Source organism: Hominimerdicola intestinalis (assembly GCF_054655215.1).
On sequence record NZ_BAAHNZ010000002.1, the window covers coordinates 87,992 to 104,322 of the forward strand.

The following is a 16,331-nucleotide window of genomic DNA, read 5'->3' on the forward strand; positions in this document are numbered from 1 at the left end:
GAACTTTCTGAAAGGAGTTCACTTATGAAAAACACTATTTTTACAGGTGCCGGAGTAGCTATAATTACACCTATGAACGCCGACGGTTCGATCAATTTTGATGAGCTGGGACGTCTGATAGATTTTAATATCGACAACGGCACTGACGCAATTATTATCTGCGGAACTACAGGTGAAAGCGCTACAATGACCGATGACGAGCATATTGAATGTATCCGGTATGCAGTTGAGAAAACCAATAAGAGAGTTCCTGTTATTGCAGGAACAGGCTCAAATCATACTGAATATGCAGTCAATCTTTCCAAAAAAGCCGAAGAGCTTGGTGTAGACGCCCTGCTGGTAGTTACGCCTTATTACAATAAGACCTCTCAGGCAGGACTTGTAAGACACTATACTGAAATTGCAAATGCAGTTTCCATACCTATAATAATGTATAATGTACCATCAAGAACCGGTGTAAATATCGCTCCTAAAACCTGTGCCGAGCTTGCTAAGCTTGACAATATAGCCGCCGTAAAGGAGGCAAGCGGTAACATAGGACAGATAGCCGAGATAGCCGCACTGTGCGGTGATTCTCTCGACATCTATTCCGGAAATGACGATCAGATAATTCCTATCATGTCCCTTGGCGGAAAAGGCGTTATCTCAGTTCTTTCAAACTGCCTGCCATTTGAAACTCACGAAATCTGCAAGCTCTGTCTTGAAAACAATTACAAAGAAGCCAGAGCAAAAGCGTTTAAAATACACGACTTTACTTCAATGCTGTTCTGCGATGTTAACCCGATTCCCGTAAAGGAAGCGCTGAATCTTATGGGCTTTAATGCAGGACCATGCAGACTTCCTCTTGTCGAAATGAGCGACGCTAAGAAAAAGCAGCTTGCCGATTCTATGAAGTCTATAGGACTTATCAAGTAATATGAAATACAGGGCGAATTCTGTTTTCGCCCTGTTTATTTAGAAAGGAATGATTAAAATGACCGATATAGCTATATGCGGAGCCTGTGGAAAAATGGGCAGGGTAATTTATGATATAATCTCAAACCGCAGCGACTGCCGTGTAACCTCCGGTGTAGATAAAATCGCAGAACGCTACGCCGATTTCCCGGTTTACGAAAAAATATCAAAGCTTGAAATCAAGCCGGACGTTATAATTGATTTTTCACATCCTTCCCTGCTTGACGAGCTGCTTGAATACTGTCTTACAAACGGAGTAGCAGCCGTTATAGCTACAACAGGCTATTCAAAGGAACAGATCTCAAAAATACATAAAGCTGCTGAAAGTATTCCTATTTTCTTTACATTCAATATGTCACTCGGGATCAATCTTCTGGCAGACCTTGCAAAACGAGCCGTTAAGGTTTTAGGCGGTCAGTTTGATATTGAAATACTGGAAAAGCATCATAATCAGAAGATCGACGCTCCGAGCGGCACTGCTATAATGCTTGCGGACGCTATAAATTCTGAGCTGGGGGATAAATACAATTACGTTTATGACAGACATTCGGTAAGAGCAAAAAGAACTAAAAATGAGATCGGTATGCACGCAATAAGAGGCGGCACGATAGTAGGCGAGCATGAAATAATATTCGCAGGACGCGACGAAGTAATTTCACTCAAGCACGAAGCCCATTCAAAATCCGTATTTGCCGTAGGTTCGGTAAATGCAGCAATATTCCTTAAAGGTAAACAGGCAGGACTATACGCTATGAGCGACCTGCTGAAGGAAAGCTGAGACAATACAAACCGCAGCGGACTTAAAATTATGTCCGCTGTTTTTTATAGTATCCAAAACAGTAATTAAACAACTCTTGATCAAGATACAAATTCCGTTATAACAAAAGCTTTTGCGCTTTATTTTTTGAAATAAAAATTGGCAGTTAAAATAGAACAAACCTTACTTTTATTATAAATAGAACTTCGGCAATGCATAATTTTGAGGTAAATCTAAATACTAAATTTAACGTCAATTACATTATTTCAAAACAGATAACGGAGGTATCATATGAAAGATAAGATATTCGGAGTGCTGCAAAGAGTCGGGCGTTCGTTTATGCTGCCGATCGCACTTCTTCCAGTTGCAGGACTTCTTTTAGGTATAGGAAGCTCCTTTACAAATCCTACAACGCTTGAAGCGTACCGCCTTACAAATATTATTAAAGAAGGCGGACTCCTTTATACTATCCTTGACATAATGAGCAAAACAGGAAGCGCTGTTTTTGATAACCTTGCTCTGCTCTTTGCAATGGGCGTCGCAATCGGCATGGCAAAAAGGGAAAAAGAAGTAGCCGCACTTTCAGGAGCTATAAGCTACCTTATAATGAATACGGCTATAAGCGCTCTTATTACCGCTAAGGGCGGCGTCGAAGCAATGGCGGCAAACTCCACTACCTCGACCCTTGGAATCACAACTCTTCAGATGGGTGTTTTCGGAGGAATTATTGTAGGTCTGGGCGTTGCAGCGCTGCATAACAGATTTTATAAGATCCAACTGCCGCAGACCTTATCATTCTTCGGCGGCACAAGATTTGTACCTATTATATGCAGTATAGTCTATCTGGCTGTCGGGATCCTGATGTTTTTTATATGGCCTGTTGTTCAGAGCGGAATTGCCCATCTCGGCCAGCTCGTACTCCAGTCAGGCTACGCCGGAACATGGATCTACGGTATTATTGAAAGAGCGCTTATACCGTTCGGTCTTCACCATGTTTTCTATATGCCGTTCTGGCAGACACAGCTCGGCGGTTCTATGATAATTGACGGAGTTACCGTACAGGGCGCACAGAATATCTTCTTCGCTCAGCTTGCTTCAAAAAGCACCGAACAGTTTGCAGTATCTGCAACCAGATTTATGTCGGGAAAATTTCCATTCATGATCTTCGGACTTCCTGCGGCGGCATACGCTATGTATAAAGCTGCCCGACCCGAAAAGAAAAAGCTTGTCGGCGGTCTGCTGCTTTCTGCTGCGCTTACCTCGATGCTTACAGGTATTACAGAGCCGCTGGAATTCACATTCCTATTTGTTGCACCTGTTATGTATGCAGTTCACTGTGTTCTTGCCGGACTTTCATATATGCTTATGCATATCTTCAACGTAGGAGTTGGCATGACGTTTTCAGGAGGTCTTATTGACCTTACCTTATTCGGTATTCTTCAGGGCAACAGCAAAACAAACTGGATCTGGATAGTTATCACAGGACTTTTCTATGCCGTTATTTATTATTTTATTTTCTATTATATGATAAAAAAGTTTAATTTCAAAACTCCGGGAAGAGAAGCTGATAACGAGGAAACAAAGCTTTATACCCGAAAGGATATGAACGAGAAAAATAAAAAATCTTCCTTCGACAGAACAAGCGCTCTGATTTTAAAAGGACTGGGAGGAAAATCAAATCTATCGGATATTGACTGCTGCGCCACAAGGCTGAGGATCACAGTTATTGATACAAAGCTTGTAGACGACGGACTGCTGAAAGAAAGCGGAGCCTCCGGAGTAATTCACAAGGGCAACGGAGTTCAGGTTATCTACGGGCCTCAGGTTTCAGTCGTAAAATCTGATTTTGAAGATTTCCTTGATACCGACGCTTCTGACAGGCTTGACGAGCTTTTGGGCGCTGCAAATACAAATACAGCAGCTGAAAGATCGTCCGACATTGCCAAAGGAAAAGCAGAAGTACTGTATGCACACCTCAGCGGTAAGATAGTGGAGCTTGAAAATGTTGAGGACGAAGCGTTCTCCTCCAAGGTTCTCGGAGACGGAATCGCAATAGAACCCTACGACGGCAAACTTTACGCACCATGCGACGGAAAGGTCGACATGATATTCGACACTAATCACGCTGTAAATCTCATTTCATCATCAGGATGTGAAATACTTCTCCATATCGGAATTGATACGGTAAAGCTTAACGGAAAATACTTCAATGCTCATGTATCCGACGGTCAGGAAGTCCATAAGGGCGATCTGCTGATCTCATTTGATATAAAAGAAATAAAGAAAGCAGGCTTTAAGGTCACTACTCCGATGATAATCTGCAATACTCTGGATTACGGTTCTGTAAGGACTGCTGCAAGCGGAAAAATTACTGCGGGAGAAAAAATTATTGAAATAGAATAAAAAGATAAACTCCGGTTCATGTGATTATACCTTGAGCCGGAGTTTAATTATTTTTGAAATACAAAAACGCTTATCCTAAGAAATCGAATAAGCGTCTGTTTTTATTTCTGCGACCAGACCGATAAGCCGAGTTTTGTCTTGTACGGTAATCTATCTAGGCTGGCCGTTGCCGGACAGCTCAAGCCACCTATAACCGCAAGCCTGACGAGCAGCCATTGACTTAACGGTTACCATTGGTGTTGCATCGGATAAGGTTTACATGGCAGCAATATCTCTATTGCTCCGGTGAGCTCTTACCTCGCCTTTCCACCCTTACCGGAAACAAAAAGCTCCGGCGGTATATTTCTGTTGCACTGGCTCTAAGGTCGCCCTCGGCTGATGTTATCAGCTACCCTGCTCTGTGATGCTCGGACTTTCCTCATAAACTTAACGTTCACGCTACCGTATAGCCTGCTCGCAGTTTACATTATAGCATTAAATTTAGTGTTTGTCAATCAGTAATCAGCTTACAGTGGTTTCTTTGATCCTTTTTTTCTAAAAATATATATCATAAACGAACTTAGATAAACAACAATACCGCAGACACCTGAATTAAAATCCGTCAGAGAAGGAACAGCCTGCACTGAATAAAAAGAAAAGAAGATTAATATAAAGCCGGTTGCGCTTGACGGTTTGTCTTTATAACCCATAGGGATGATACTGTAACAGTATTGCAAATATGTAAGCAAAACCAAAGAACCTACAAGAAACAAAAAATAGCGGCAGCTGTATTAAATAGATCACAACTGCCGTTATACTATTATTTGAATTTATCCTTCAGCTTATCAAAGAAGCTTTCCCTTTTCTGATAATTTTTATTGGACAGAGATTCGTCAAACTTTTTAAGTAGACTTTTCTGTTCCTTTGTAAGGTTTTTCGGAACTTCTACATTTACACGGACATAATGATCTCCGCGGTCTGAACGGTAAAGCTTTTTGATACCCTTTCCTCTCAGACGGAATACCGTATTTGTCTGTGTGCCCTCAGGAACGTTATACTTGACCTTTCCGTCAACTGTAGGCACGACTATTTCCGCTCCCAGAGTTGCCTGAGTATAAGTAAGAGGTATATCTGTCCATACATCGTAGCCGTCACGCTCAAAAATAGGATCGGGTCTTACAGTAATATGAACATGAAGATCGCCGTTCTGACCTCCGTTAGTTCCGGCATGGCCTCCGCCCTGAACCCTCAGCGTCTGACCGTCGTCCACTCCTGCAGGTATCTCTATTTCCTTTGTGGAAGCCTTTCTTACCTGACCCTTTCCTGAGCAGACACCGCACGGCGTATCAATAATTTTACCTGTACCTGAACAGCGTCCGCACCTTGACGTTGAAGCAATATTTCCGAAAGGTGTACGCTGCGAGACCCTTACCTGACCTGTTCCGTGACAGTCAGGACAGGTCTTTGGACTTGTTCCTGCGGCTGCACCAGTTCCGTGGCATTCGGGACAGCTTTCTGATCTGTTTATCCTTACTGTTGCCTTCTTGCCTGTGCAAGCCTCCATAAAATCAATTGCAATGCTTGCTTCAATATCCCCGCCTCTTCTGGGAGCGTTAGGGTTCGACGAACGTCCTCCTCCGAAGCCGCCGAAAAATGAATTAAGAATATCGTCCATATCTCCGAAGCCGCCGAAACCGCTGAAGCCGCCTCCCTGACCTGCGCCGAAGCTGGGATCTACACCGGCGTGACCGAACTGATCATACTTGGCCTTTTTATCAGGGTCAGAAAGTACCTCATATGCTTCGTTTACTTCCTTGAACTTCGCCTCACATTCCTTGTCGTCCGGGTGCAGATCGGGGTGATACTGCTTAGCGAGCTTACGGAACGCTTTTTTTATTTCATCGTCAGACGCTCCCTTTGAAACGCCGAGTACCTCGTAATAATCTCGTTTTTCTGCCATATAACATACTCCCTTGATTTAGGAATTTTTATACTGATAATCCTGACCGCCGTTATATACAGCCTAACCGCAGAGTAAAGCCAATCTTTACGGATCGGCTTCCGCTCTGCGGTCTGCGTATATTTTCAAATTATTCAGCGTCAGTAAATTCTGCGTCAATTACATCGTCGCCGTTATTTGCTCCGCCGTTCTGAGCGGCTCCTCCGCCCATATTATTAGGGTCAAAGCCCTGTCCTCCTGCCGCCTGCTGAGCCTGAGCAGCCTGCTGGTATACGTTAGTGGCTATCTTCTGGAAGGTTTCCTCAAGTTCCTTATGCTTAGCCTTTATTTCATCAATATTCGTTCCCTTGAGAGCCTCCTTGAGAGCGTCTATCTTAGCCTGACACTGAGCCTTTTCATCAGCAGAAACCTTATCTCCGAATTCTCCGAGCGACTTTTCAGCCTGGAACGCAAGCTGATCTGCCTGGTTCCTTGCGTCTACCTCGTCCTTTTTCTTTGCGTCCTCAGCAGCAAAAGCTTCAGCTTCCTTTACCGCCTTGTCAATATCGTCCTTAGACATATTGGTTGAAGAGGTAATTGTTATATTCTGCTCCTTGCCTGTTCCGAGATCCTTAGCCGAAACGTGTACGATACCGTTTGCGTCAATATCGAACGTTACTTCGATCTGAGGGATTCCTCTAGGTGCAGGCGCGATTCCGTCAAGGCGGAACATACCCAGCTGCTTGTTGTCCTTTGCAAATTCACGTTCGCCCTGAAGAACATTTATATCAACAGCCGACTGATTATCCGCAGCAGTTGAGAAGATCTGCGACTTTTTAGTAGGGATAGTCGTATTTCTCTCAATGATCTTTGTACAGATACCGCCCATTGTTTCAAGTCCCAAGGACAGCGGCGTTACGTCAAGAAGCAGCAGACCGTCCTTAACGTCGCCTCCAAGAACTCCGCCCTGATATGCAGCTCCGAGAGCTACGCACTCGTCAGGATTGATTCCTTTGAACGGTTCCTTGCCCATATATTTCTTAACAGCCTCCTGAACAGCGGGGATCCTTGAAGAACCTCCGACCATAAGAACCTTCTGAAGCTCCGAAGCTGAAAGTCCGCTGTCTGATAGCGCCTGACGAACCGGTCCCATTGTAGCTTCAACAAGATCGGCTGTCATTTCATTGAACTTAGCCTGTGTAAGCGTCATTTCAAGATGCTTAGGTCCTGTAGCGTCAGCAGTAATAAACGGAAGGCTTATTGTAGAAGAAGGAGTAGACGAAAGCTCGATCTTTGCCTTTTCAGCTGCTTCCTTCAATCTCTGCATAGCCATTTTATCAGCAGAGAGATCTACGCCCTCGGACTTTTTGAATTCGCTTACCATCCAGTCAATAATTCTCTGGTCAAAATCGTCGCCGCCCAGACGATTGTTTCCGGCAGTTGCAAGAACCTCGGTTACTCCGTCACCCATTTCAATAATGGAAACGTCAAACGTACCTCCGCCCAGGTCATATACCATAACCTTCTGGTCGTCTTCCTTATCTATACCGTATGAAAGTGCCGCAGCTGTAGGCTCGTTGATAATTCTTCTTACATTAAGACCGGCGATCTGACCTGCGTCCTTTGTTGCCTGTCTTTGTGCGTCGGTAAAGTAAGCCGGAACAGTGATAACAGCCTCAGTTACCTTTTCACCGAGATAAGCCTCTGCGTCAGCTTTCAGCTTCTGAAGGATCATTGCAGAGATCTCCTGAGGGGTATAATCCTTTCCGCCCATCTTCGCCTTATAATCTGAGCCCATATGTCTTTTGATAGAAATAACCGTATTATCAAAATTAGTTACAGCCTGTCTTTTTGCGACCTGACCTATAAGTCTGTCGCCGTTTTTTGAAACTCCTACTACCGACGGAGTAGTTCTTGCTCCTTCGCTGTTAGGAATTACTACCGCTTCGCCGCCTTCCATAACTGCTACGCAGGAGTTAGTCGTACCTAAATCTATACCTATAATTTTGCTCATAATGATCTTCCTTTCAATAGTTATTATACTTTTTATTTAAAGGCTTGCCCATAAACTACGGGTTTGCCACTACTACCATGGCGTATCTTATTACTTTATCTCCGATTTTATATCCCTTTTGGAAAGTTTGTGCAACAATATTCTCTCCAAGCTCAGGGTCTTCTATCTGATTGACCGCATTTGCAATATTGGGATCGAAAACCTCTCCTGTCGGATCTATGATCTCAACTCCCAGCTTTTTCAGGCAGTCACCGAATTGCTTGAAAATCATTTCAACGCCCTGCTTATAGGTTTCATCAGTCGTTTCAGCTTCAAGCGCCCGTTCAAAATTATCAAATACCGGAAGTATTTCGCTTACTGCATTTCCCTTTGCGGTATCGGTGATCTCAAGCCGCTCCTTTGCTGAACGCTTTCTGAAATTATCATACTCCGCCATAAGTCTTAAATACTTATCGTTAGCGGCGTCAAGCTGCTCTTTAAGCTTTTCCTCCTCGGTTTTCTCCGGTTCTCCGGCTTCGCTTTCAATATTTTTTTCAGCCGCAGCCTCCTTCTTCTGTGTTTCCTGTTCTTTGTTTTCCTGCTCGTCTAAGATTTCTTTCTCGTCAGCCAATTTATTACGCCCGCCTTTCTTAGATTTTTTCTTCCTCATCGGACTCATCACCTTTTTCGGATATAAGATCGGTTATGCGCTGTGAAAAATATTCCAGATAGGGAATAAACTTTGCGTAATCTATTCTCATAGGACCTATAAGTCCCAAAGCGCCCGCCTGTCTGCCGTCCTTTCGGAAAGGAGCCGCAATAATAGATGAATTGTGTATTACAAATTCGTCCTTTTCGGGAGAAAACATAACCTGCAAGCCGCTGAAGCTTTCGTTTATAAATGACATGATCTCCCGTTTATTATCAAGGAAACTTATGATCTCGTTCTGGTTGAAATCCTTGCAGGTAAGCAGATTAGCCGCACCGGCAACAGAAATATCCTGAGCTACAAGTTCCTTTGAAAGCTTTACCAATTCTGAAACCAGCGGAGCTAAAGTCATCATATATGTGCCCATTGCAGTTTTTATACTTTCAAACATTTCTTCCGAGATTTCTCCAAGCGGAACTCCCTGAAGATTTTGCTGAAGATAATTATCAAAAAATTCAAGCTGCTCATGTGAAAGATCGAACTCCAGCCTGCACACCTTATTCTTTATTGTACCGTTTGAGGTTATCATAAGGATAACATACATTCTCTTTCCCGTCGGTATGACCTCTACCTTTGAAATTACAGAGAATTTAGGAGTTGCATTGGCGACTACCGCAGCGCATTTTGTAAGCTCCGCCAAAGCCATTGAAGCCGACTGCACCAGATCCTCTTCGGTAACCGCACCTTCGGGAAGCATTGCGTCCAGACGGCGCTTTTCGTCTTCGCTCAGCTGATTGTTTTCCATCAGATTGTCAACGTAAACACGGTATCCGAGGTAAGTCGGGATCCTGCCGGCTGACGTATGAGGCTGCTCCAGATAGCCCTGCTTCTCAAGCTCCGCCATCTCGTTTCGTATCGTTGCCGACGACGCATTTACATATGACATTATCGCCCTGGATCCGACAGGTTCTCCGGTTACTAGATACTCCTCTACAACCGCCGTCAGAATTTTTAATTTTCGGCCGTCCACCCTTTCTCACCTGCCCGATTATTTAGCACTTAATATTTCAGAGTGTTAGCACTCATTATCTCTGAGTGCTAATTATAGTTTATACCCTTTTTAATACTTTGTCAAGGGGTTTTAAAATATTTTTTTACTAAATTTTATTTTTATTATCAGCAGGTTTTTGTGCAATCATACACAATATACCTAAACAAGCTTAAAATAAAGCAGCAGACGCATGAAATAAACAGCATTATTTACTTTTTATGTAATTTTGTTTGTGCAATGCAACTAAATTAATTACAAAATGGTTACATAGGTTACAGCAAGGGTACGAAATTATTTCAGAAAAGTAGTAAATAGGCCGAAAATCTGATATAATTATATATGCAGATGATAACGGCTGATTTATTACGCTGTAATTTAAACACAAACAGCGCAGAACTTGAAAGGGTGATAATTATTATATTCAAAAAAATCGCAGTTACTGCACTAATAACGGCAATGGTGATAACGGGAGCTGTTTTTCCTGTACAAAGCACCGGAATTTCAGAAATAACTGTTATATCCGCCTCCGCTGCGGATGCTTCTTTATCTAAACCGAAAATTTCTGTTAAAACTACTTATGGAGACAAAATTGAAATTCTTATCGACAATGCTTCTTCATACAAATCGGGAACAGTATTTAATGTATATGTAAGCGGTCATCTGTCTGTCAAAGTAAATCTGTCAAAAGTCAAGTCGAACAAGAATACGATAAATCTTTATCATAACGGAAAATACTTTAAACCCTCAACTAACTACAGCATAAAGGTCAAGGCGGTAAATAACGGAAAGGAATCAGCTTATTCATCTACAATAAAAGCAAAAACAAAGTCGAAAACTTATTTTTGCATAAACAAAGGAACTCAGCTGTACACCGCAAAAAACAAGAAAATGGTCAAGTCATCGAAAACAGACTCACGTCAATCAGCAGTAAGCCGGCTTTCCAACGCCAAGGGAACGCTGATTTCATATCTGCCTCAGAAAACATACAGCGGAACATACATAAAAATAACAGAGGGAAAATATAAAGGCAAATATGCAAAGCTTGACGGAGGGAAAAACGTATACCGAATATCCGAAAGCGAAGCCAAACGCAGAATAGTAAGCGATTATGCCGCAAGCATGAACGGAGGAAGATATGTCTGGGGAGGTTCTTCGTTTAAGGCTACCGACTGCTCCGGACTGACTATGCAGGCATACTCAAAAATCGGAGTAAAGATATCCCACAGCGTAAGAACTCAGGCTTCAAAGGGAAAATCCGTCAGCGTAAAGAACATGAAACCGGGTGATATTCTTGTTCTTAACAATTACAGTCATGTGGCAATGTATATAGGCGGAGATAAAATGGTCCACGCTATGAATTCAAGGGACGGAATAAAGATACAGCCTATATCCTATCTCAAATATTACAGAGTTAATACTGTCAGAAGACTGATATAAATTTTAGTTTTATAACTGAAAATTCTAAAACCGGACTTGTTGCGGCAATTTGCCTCATTTAGTCCGGTTTGTTTTTATATAAATATTAAAACGCCTTTTAAGAATACTTCCTTATTATCCGGCAAAAACTAAATTCGGAAAGGAGGCAAGTCCATGCACGAACCTTCAGCAGTATATAATATTCCGCGCATGGGCAAAAAATATGTCTGATAAAAACAAGAAATCTGCCGGCAACAACCAATGGGTAACAACTCACCAGAAATCAAAACCTGACAAAAGGGACAGACGCGACGGACCGGGAGGAAACTAATAGGCTGAAAAATTAAACTGACTAAAAACAAACGTCCGTATACCGATCAAAGTATACGGACGTTACTGATAATTATCTTATATAGGTGATCAGGCTGCAAACAATCTGTCGCGCTCGTCTGCTGAAGGCGGAGAGAAGATCGAGAATTTATCCTTGCCCACATCAGTCGAGTTCATTCCGTCGCCGAAGCCCTGGTCGGTTTTATTTATCATATCATAATAGATTATAGCGTTTGAAATATTTATTCTTTCCTCTGAGTAACTGGAAAGCTCGCTTATATAATTTTCATCGACCACTCCGTCATTAATTCTCAGATCCGCTGCTTCACGTCCGTAAACCTCGTCCTTGGCGGTTTTATATATACCGTGCACTTCCTCAGAATAGATAGGGTTCGGAGTATCCTTATAGACCTGATTGCAGGAAGCATATTTTGCAACATTTTCATAACCGGTTATATCAAAATACTTTTCCTTCTGACTGTTATAATAAATAGTATCGGTAAGGAAATTTCCATTTGGGAAAATAACGATATTTTCTTCATCATCTCCAATAGAGAATATATCATGTCCGAGCGCATACTTATTCTCAAAGCCCAGCATATTTCCCAAAGTAGGCTGAACGTCGTACATACCCATTACCTGAGTGATCTCTTTAGGCTCATAGCCTCCGTCCTTAGACCAGATTATAAACGGAACTTTTCTGTTTATATTGTAATAGAAATCATCTACCGGAATATATCCGTCATCATCGTCGCTCAGAACTTCCTGGGTAAAAGGATTATAGTTATAGTAATACTCATATTCCTCTTCCTTAACCTTAGCGTCGTGGTCGCCGTAGATCACAATAACAGTATTATCAAGCAAACCCTGCTCATCAAGCTCCTCCATCAGCTGACCGATAGCTTCATCGGCGTAATGAACCGACTTGAAATAGCTGCCAAGCTTAGTTCCTTCGAGGAAAGGAGCGGATATCTCCTCATAAAGACCGGTTTCCTCATTGTATTTTTTATACTTGAAATCCACATCGAAATCGCTTACCCTCTCTATATCCGTAAAAGGAGTATGATTGGTAAGCATTATAAGAGTTCCGTAAAAGTTCTTGTTCTGATCCGCAATATCTTTGATCTTAGGAACTGCCTGATTGAAAAACGATTTATCGGAAAGACCAAGACCTATAGTTTCATCAATATTAAAATCGGTAGTATAATTAAAAAACTTCTGATAGCCAAGAGAATTATGCAGGTTCATTCTGTTCCAATAAGACCCGTTATTACCGTGCATACTAAACGTATAATAGCCCATATCTCTAAGCATACTCTGAATAGAGGTATAATCCCTGTCCCAATAGTTTATAGCTACAGTTCCGCTTGACGCAGGCATAAGCGAGGTTGAAAAAGTAAACTCACTGTCCGAACTAGTTCCGACGCTTTCCTGAGCATAAAAATTAGAGAAATACAGACCCTCCCTGGCAAGCTTGTTCAGATTAGGAGTAAGCTCCTCTCCGTTCATGTAGGTATCAAGAGCAAACTGCTGAATACTTTCGGCATGTATAGTCAGAACATTTTTACCCTTGAAGATATTTGAATATTCATTATCGTTGCTTACCTTATCGACTTCATCCTTATCGTTGTAAAATTCCTTAAACGCCTGCTCGCTTTCATCGAAACCAAGCATCATATTGACTTTTGCGTGTATACAGGAAACAGTATCGCTGATCTGATATGTATACAGTCCGAAGGTTCCGAGAACATATTCCCTGTTCCATTGCTTTGCAAGACGGGATACATCCGTACCGGTAAGCGTAGTTGCAAAGATCCCTGCTACGCTTACAGAAACCGCCAAGGTTCCCAAAGCGTACTTTTTGCCCAGCTTTTTTTCCTGAAGCCTTATAAAATAATCAGGATTCTTCCTGCGGATAAAAACATACTCAGCGATCAGAAATAATATTGACCAGAGGAATATAAGATCCTTAGGCTCCATTATATTTTCGGTAACTGCGTCTATTACCCCTCCCAGCTGAGAAGCTGTGGAAATAAGCGAAACGGAAATAAAAGATTTATAGTTTGTATAATAAATCGAATTTCCCGCAGAAAGCAAAGCAAAAACGCACGTCCAGATCATATAATATACAAACCTGCGTTTTGGTTTGAAGCAATATGCAAACAAACCGATAAAAAGCACTGCAGCAATATCCGCAAGAAGCGGCTTTACCTGATTATAGCTGAACTTTACGGTAAACGCTCTCAATAAAAACGAATTGATAAGCGATGACAAAACAAAGGTCAGAAACAGCACATTGTTGCAAACATAAGCCTTTATATGGCCTGGCGCTGATTTCAATATTTTTCCCATTTTATTCTCCTTTTCTATACGGCGGCGCTTTTTGATCTATGCCCCGCATAATCTGATTGACCATAAACATTATTGTAATTCTTTTTTTGAAAAAAGTCAAGTATAGCAAAATACAAAACGTTTAGCCGCACCAAACCGTTCTGAATAATTTTTTCACCATATCTATTTTACTTTTATTTTACTGCAATGTCAACACAAACAGATAAACTTTCAGCCGTTTTTCACAATCCATCATAAATCAAAATTTTTGTAAATAATTAGAAATTTGCATTTCTTAGGCAAAACATTGAAATTTGAAAGTTTTTCACTGTGTAATTTGTAAAAAAACACTATTATTTATCATATCAAACGTTGATCTTAATAGATTTTTTCAACTATATACTCAAATATTTATGCATTGCAGCAACTAATACTTTAATTCAGCTTCAGTACATTTTGATATGGATATATTTCACATTTGATTTTTCATTTCAAATATTATATAATTACTATAGTTTGCAGCTGACTGATCTCCTATGCCGAAAGGAATTGATATTTATGATAAAGCTGATAGCGACCGATATTGACGGAACATTGGTAAACGACGAAAAACAGCTTCCGCCTGACTTTACAGACATTATTGATATACTTGACAAAAAAGGAATTTCATTTGCTGTTTCCAGCGGACGCAGCTATTCCGCACTTATCGATCAGTTCAGCTTTATTGCCGAAAAAATTTCTTTCATCTGCGACAACGGCTCATATATCGTTGATAAAGGAGAGATCATCAGCCGTTCAGTAATTCCTCAGAAAGCGGTACATGAAATTCTGAAGACCTGCTATGAAAACGAATTATGCCCTCTGCTATGCGGCGAGAACGGAACCTACTACAGTTCTAAAAGCGTTGAATACGAGCAGGAGGTTGCCAGGTATTATAATAATACCGTATACATGGAAAAGCTTTACGATTGCCGGGACAATATATTCAAGATAGCAATTTACGGAAAGGACGGTATTGAAACAAACGGTCTGCCTGTTCTTAACAGCCGCTTCGGTAGCAATCTTACAGTATCACTTTCCGGATATTACTGGGTAGATATAATGAATCCCGGAATAAATAAGGGCAGAGGTATTCAGATACTACAGAATAAGCTTGGTGCTTCATATGAAGAAACAATGGCATTCGGCGACTATCTCAACGATATTGAAATGCTTGAACACGCATACTACAGCTTTGCAATGGAAAACGCTCACCCTATGGTAAAAAAGACTGCGAACTTTTCCACGGGTACAAATAACGAATTTTCCGTAACAAAAGAGATCAGCAGGCTGATAAAATAATCATATAGCAAAAGCGCCTTACGGATATCTGTCCGTATAGGCGCTTTTTATTTAACTTAAAGCCGTGATTTAAAATCCTCATATCCGAAGCTTTTTATAAGCCTGAGTTCTCCGTCGGCAGTATTCAGATAAATAGACGGAAGCGGCATACCATTAAAAGTATTGTTCTTTACCATTGAATATATAGCCATATCGCAGAACACAAGCCTGTCTCCTTCTTTAAGCGGAGAATCAAAGGAATAATCGCCTATTATATCTCCGGCAAGGCAGGTAGGTCCTCCGAAACGATAGGTATGCTTTTTCTCACCTGGCATTCCTGAACCCATAATGAAAGGACGATACGGCATTTCAAGCACGTCAGGCATATGACAGGCGGCAGATGTATCCAAAATAGCGTAATTCATACCGTTGACCCCTACATCAAGCACCTGAGCCGCAAGGTAGCCTGCATTTAAAGCTACTGCTTCCCCAGGCTCCAGATAGACCTGAACGTCATATTTTTTACTGATATAGCTTATACATTCAACAAGAGTTGTAATATCATAATCCTTGCGTGTAATATGATGACCCCCGCCGAAATTTACCCATTTCATATTATAAAGGTATTTGCCGAAGCTTTTCTCAAAATACGTCAGCGTTCGTTTAAGAGTATCAGAGTCCTGCTCGCACAAAGTATGAAAATGAAGTCCGTCTATTCCGCCCAGCTTTGATTCGTCAAACTGATCCGCCGTTACACCCAATCTGGAGTTAGGCGCACACGGGTCGTATATTTCCGTATCTATTTCCGAGTACTCAGGATTGACCCTTATTCCGCAGGAAATATTTCTTCCGCAGCTCTTGACCTTATACTTATACTTATCCCACTGACGAAAGCTGTTGAAAACTATATTATCGGCGATCTTTACCAGCGAATCCATTTCATCTTCTGTATATGCCGGAGAAAAAACATGGACCTCTTTTCCGAAGTGCTCTCTTCCCAGTTTTGCTTCAAAAAGTCCGCTTGCAGCAGTTCCGTCAAGATACCTCGAAATAAGCGGATATACCGAATACATAGAAAAAGCCTTCTGAGCCAGCAGTATTTTACAGCCCGATATTTTGGCAGTATTTCTTAGTATTTCAAGATTTCTCATAAGTTCGGCTTCATCCACAATATAACAGGGGGTTTTTACATTATTCAAATCAAACATT

The 16,331-nt window shown here is 41.6% G+C and carries 11 protein-coding genes and 1 other RNA gene; 5 read left to right on the top strand and 7 right to left on the bottom strand.

The window, feature by feature from the left end:
* Positions 1-24: 24 nt before the first annotated feature.
* The 3 genes from dapA to ACYQ0H_RS02785 all read left to right on the top strand — a co-directional run bounded on the left by dapA (position 25) and on the right by ACYQ0H_RS02785 (position 4,114).
* Positions 25-915, top strand: coding sequence for a 4-hydroxy-tetrahydrodipicolinate synthase (gene dapA, locus ACYQ0H_RS02775; protein ID WP_459811319.1), 891 nt, complete (start codon positions 25-27; stop codon positions 913-915).
* 58 nt (positions 916-973) lie between these two features.
* Positions 974-1,732: a 4-hydroxy-tetrahydrodipicolinate reductase gene (gene dapB, locus ACYQ0H_RS02780; protein WP_459811320.1), complete on the top strand. Its 759-nt coding sequence runs from the start codon at positions 974-976 to the stop codon at positions 1,730-1,732.
* 270 nt (positions 1,733-2,002) lie between these two features.
* The gene (locus ACYQ0H_RS02785; RefSeq protein ID WP_459811321.1) at positions 2,003-4,114 is read left to right on the top strand and encodes a PTS sugar transporter subunit IIABC; all 2,112 of its coding nucleotides are present in this window, start codon (positions 2,003-2,005) and stop codon (positions 4,112-4,114) included.
* A 106-nt stretch (positions 4,115-4,220) separates the two neighbouring features.
* On the opposite strand, the gene rnpB is transcribed toward ACYQ0H_RS02785, so the two are convergent.
* The 5 genes from rnpB to hrcA form a co-directional block, all read right to left on the bottom strand.
* An RNA gene (gene rnpB, locus ACYQ0H_RS02790) (RNase P RNA component class A) lies at positions 4,221-4,571 on the bottom strand.
* 342 nt (positions 4,572-4,913) lie between these two features.
* Positions 4,914-6,053, bottom strand: a complete 1,140-nt coding sequence (gene dnaJ, locus ACYQ0H_RS02795; protein ID WP_459811322.1) for a molecular chaperone DnaJ — start codon at positions 6,051-6,053, stop codon at positions 4,914-4,916.
* Positions 6,054-6,183: 130 nt separating this feature from the next.
* Complete coding sequence (gene dnaK, locus ACYQ0H_RS02800; RefSeq protein ID WP_459811323.1) at positions 6,184-8,046, bottom strand: molecular chaperone DnaK; 1,863 nt, start codon at positions 8,044-8,046, stop codon at positions 6,184-6,186.
* Positions 8,047-8,101: 55 nt separating this feature from the next.
* A complete protein-coding gene (grpE, locus tag ACYQ0H_RS02805) occupies positions 8,102-8,695 on the bottom strand; it encodes a nucleotide exchange factor GrpE (RefSeq protein WP_459811324.1) in 594 nt (197 codons plus the stop codon).
* Positions 8,676-9,704, bottom strand: coding sequence for a heat-inducible transcriptional repressor HrcA (gene hrcA, locus ACYQ0H_RS02810; RefSeq protein WP_459811325.1), 1,029 nt, complete (start codon positions 9,702-9,704; stop codon positions 8,676-8,678). Before hrcA ends, grpE begins: the two co-directional genes overlap by 20 nt.
* A gap of 426 nt (positions 9,705-10,130) precedes the next feature.
* Here hrcA and ACYQ0H_RS02815 point away from each other — a divergent pair, with 426 nt between their 5' ends.
* A complete protein-coding gene (locus ACYQ0H_RS02815; RefSeq protein WP_459811326.1) occupies positions 10,131-11,162 on the top strand; it encodes an NlpC/P60 family protein in 1,032 nt (343 codons plus the stop codon).
* A 399-nt stretch (positions 11,163-11,561) separates the two neighbouring features.
* Here ACYQ0H_RS02815 and ACYQ0H_RS02820 read toward each other — a convergent pair whose 3' ends face one another.
* Positions 11,562-13,823, bottom strand: coding sequence for an LTA synthase family protein (locus tag ACYQ0H_RS02820; protein ID WP_459811327.1), 2,262 nt, complete (start codon positions 13,821-13,823; stop codon positions 11,562-11,564).
* Positions 13,824-14,360: 537 nt separating this feature from the next.
* On the opposite strand from ACYQ0H_RS02820, the gene ACYQ0H_RS02825 reads away from it, so the two are divergent.
* Positions 14,361-15,143: an HAD family hydrolase gene (locus tag ACYQ0H_RS02825; protein WP_459811328.1), complete on the top strand. Its 783-nt coding sequence runs from the start codon at positions 14,361-14,363 to the stop codon at positions 15,141-15,143.
* 56 nt (positions 15,144-15,199) lie between these two features.
* Here ACYQ0H_RS02825 and nspC read toward each other — a convergent pair whose 3' ends face one another.
* A complete protein-coding gene (gene nspC / locus ACYQ0H_RS02830) occupies positions 15,200-16,330 on the bottom strand; it encodes a carboxynorspermidine decarboxylase (RefSeq protein WP_459811329.1) in 1,131 nt (376 codons plus the stop codon).
* Between the last annotated feature and the right edge of the window lies 1 nt (position 16,331).

Coding starts and splice junctions, on each gene's coding strand:
- grpE (WP_459811324.1), bottom strand. CDS start 8,695: ATGAGGAAGAAAAAATCTAAGAAAGGCGGGCGTAATAAATTGGCTGAC.
- ACYQ0H_RS02825 (WP_459811328.1), top strand. CDS start 14,361: ATGATAAAGCTGATAGCGACCGATATTGACGGAACATTGGTAAACGAC.
- ACYQ0H_RS02785 (WP_459811321.1), top strand. CDS start 2,003: ATGAAAGATAAGATATTCGGAGTGCTGCAAAGAGTCGGGCGTTCGTTT.
- nspC (WP_459811329.1), bottom strand. CDS start 16,330: ATGTTTGATTTGAATAATGTAAAAACCCCCTGTTATATTGTGGATGAA.
- dnaK (WP_459811323.1), bottom strand. CDS start 8,046: ATGAGCAAAATTATAGGTATAGATTTAGGTACGACTAACTCCTGCGTA.
- dnaJ (WP_459811322.1), bottom strand. CDS start 6,053: ATGGCAGAAAAACGAGATTATTACGAGGTACTCGGCGTTTCAAAGGGA.
- dapA (WP_459811319.1), top strand. CDS start 25: ATGAAAAACACTATTTTTACAGGTGCCGGAGTAGCTATAATTACACCT.
- ACYQ0H_RS02820 (WP_459811327.1), bottom strand. CDS start 13,823: ATGGGAAAAATATTGAAATCAGCGCCAGGCCATATAAAGGCTTATGTT.
- dapB (WP_459811320.1), top strand. CDS start 974: ATGACCGATATAGCTATATGCGGAGCCTGTGGAAAAATGGGCAGGGTA.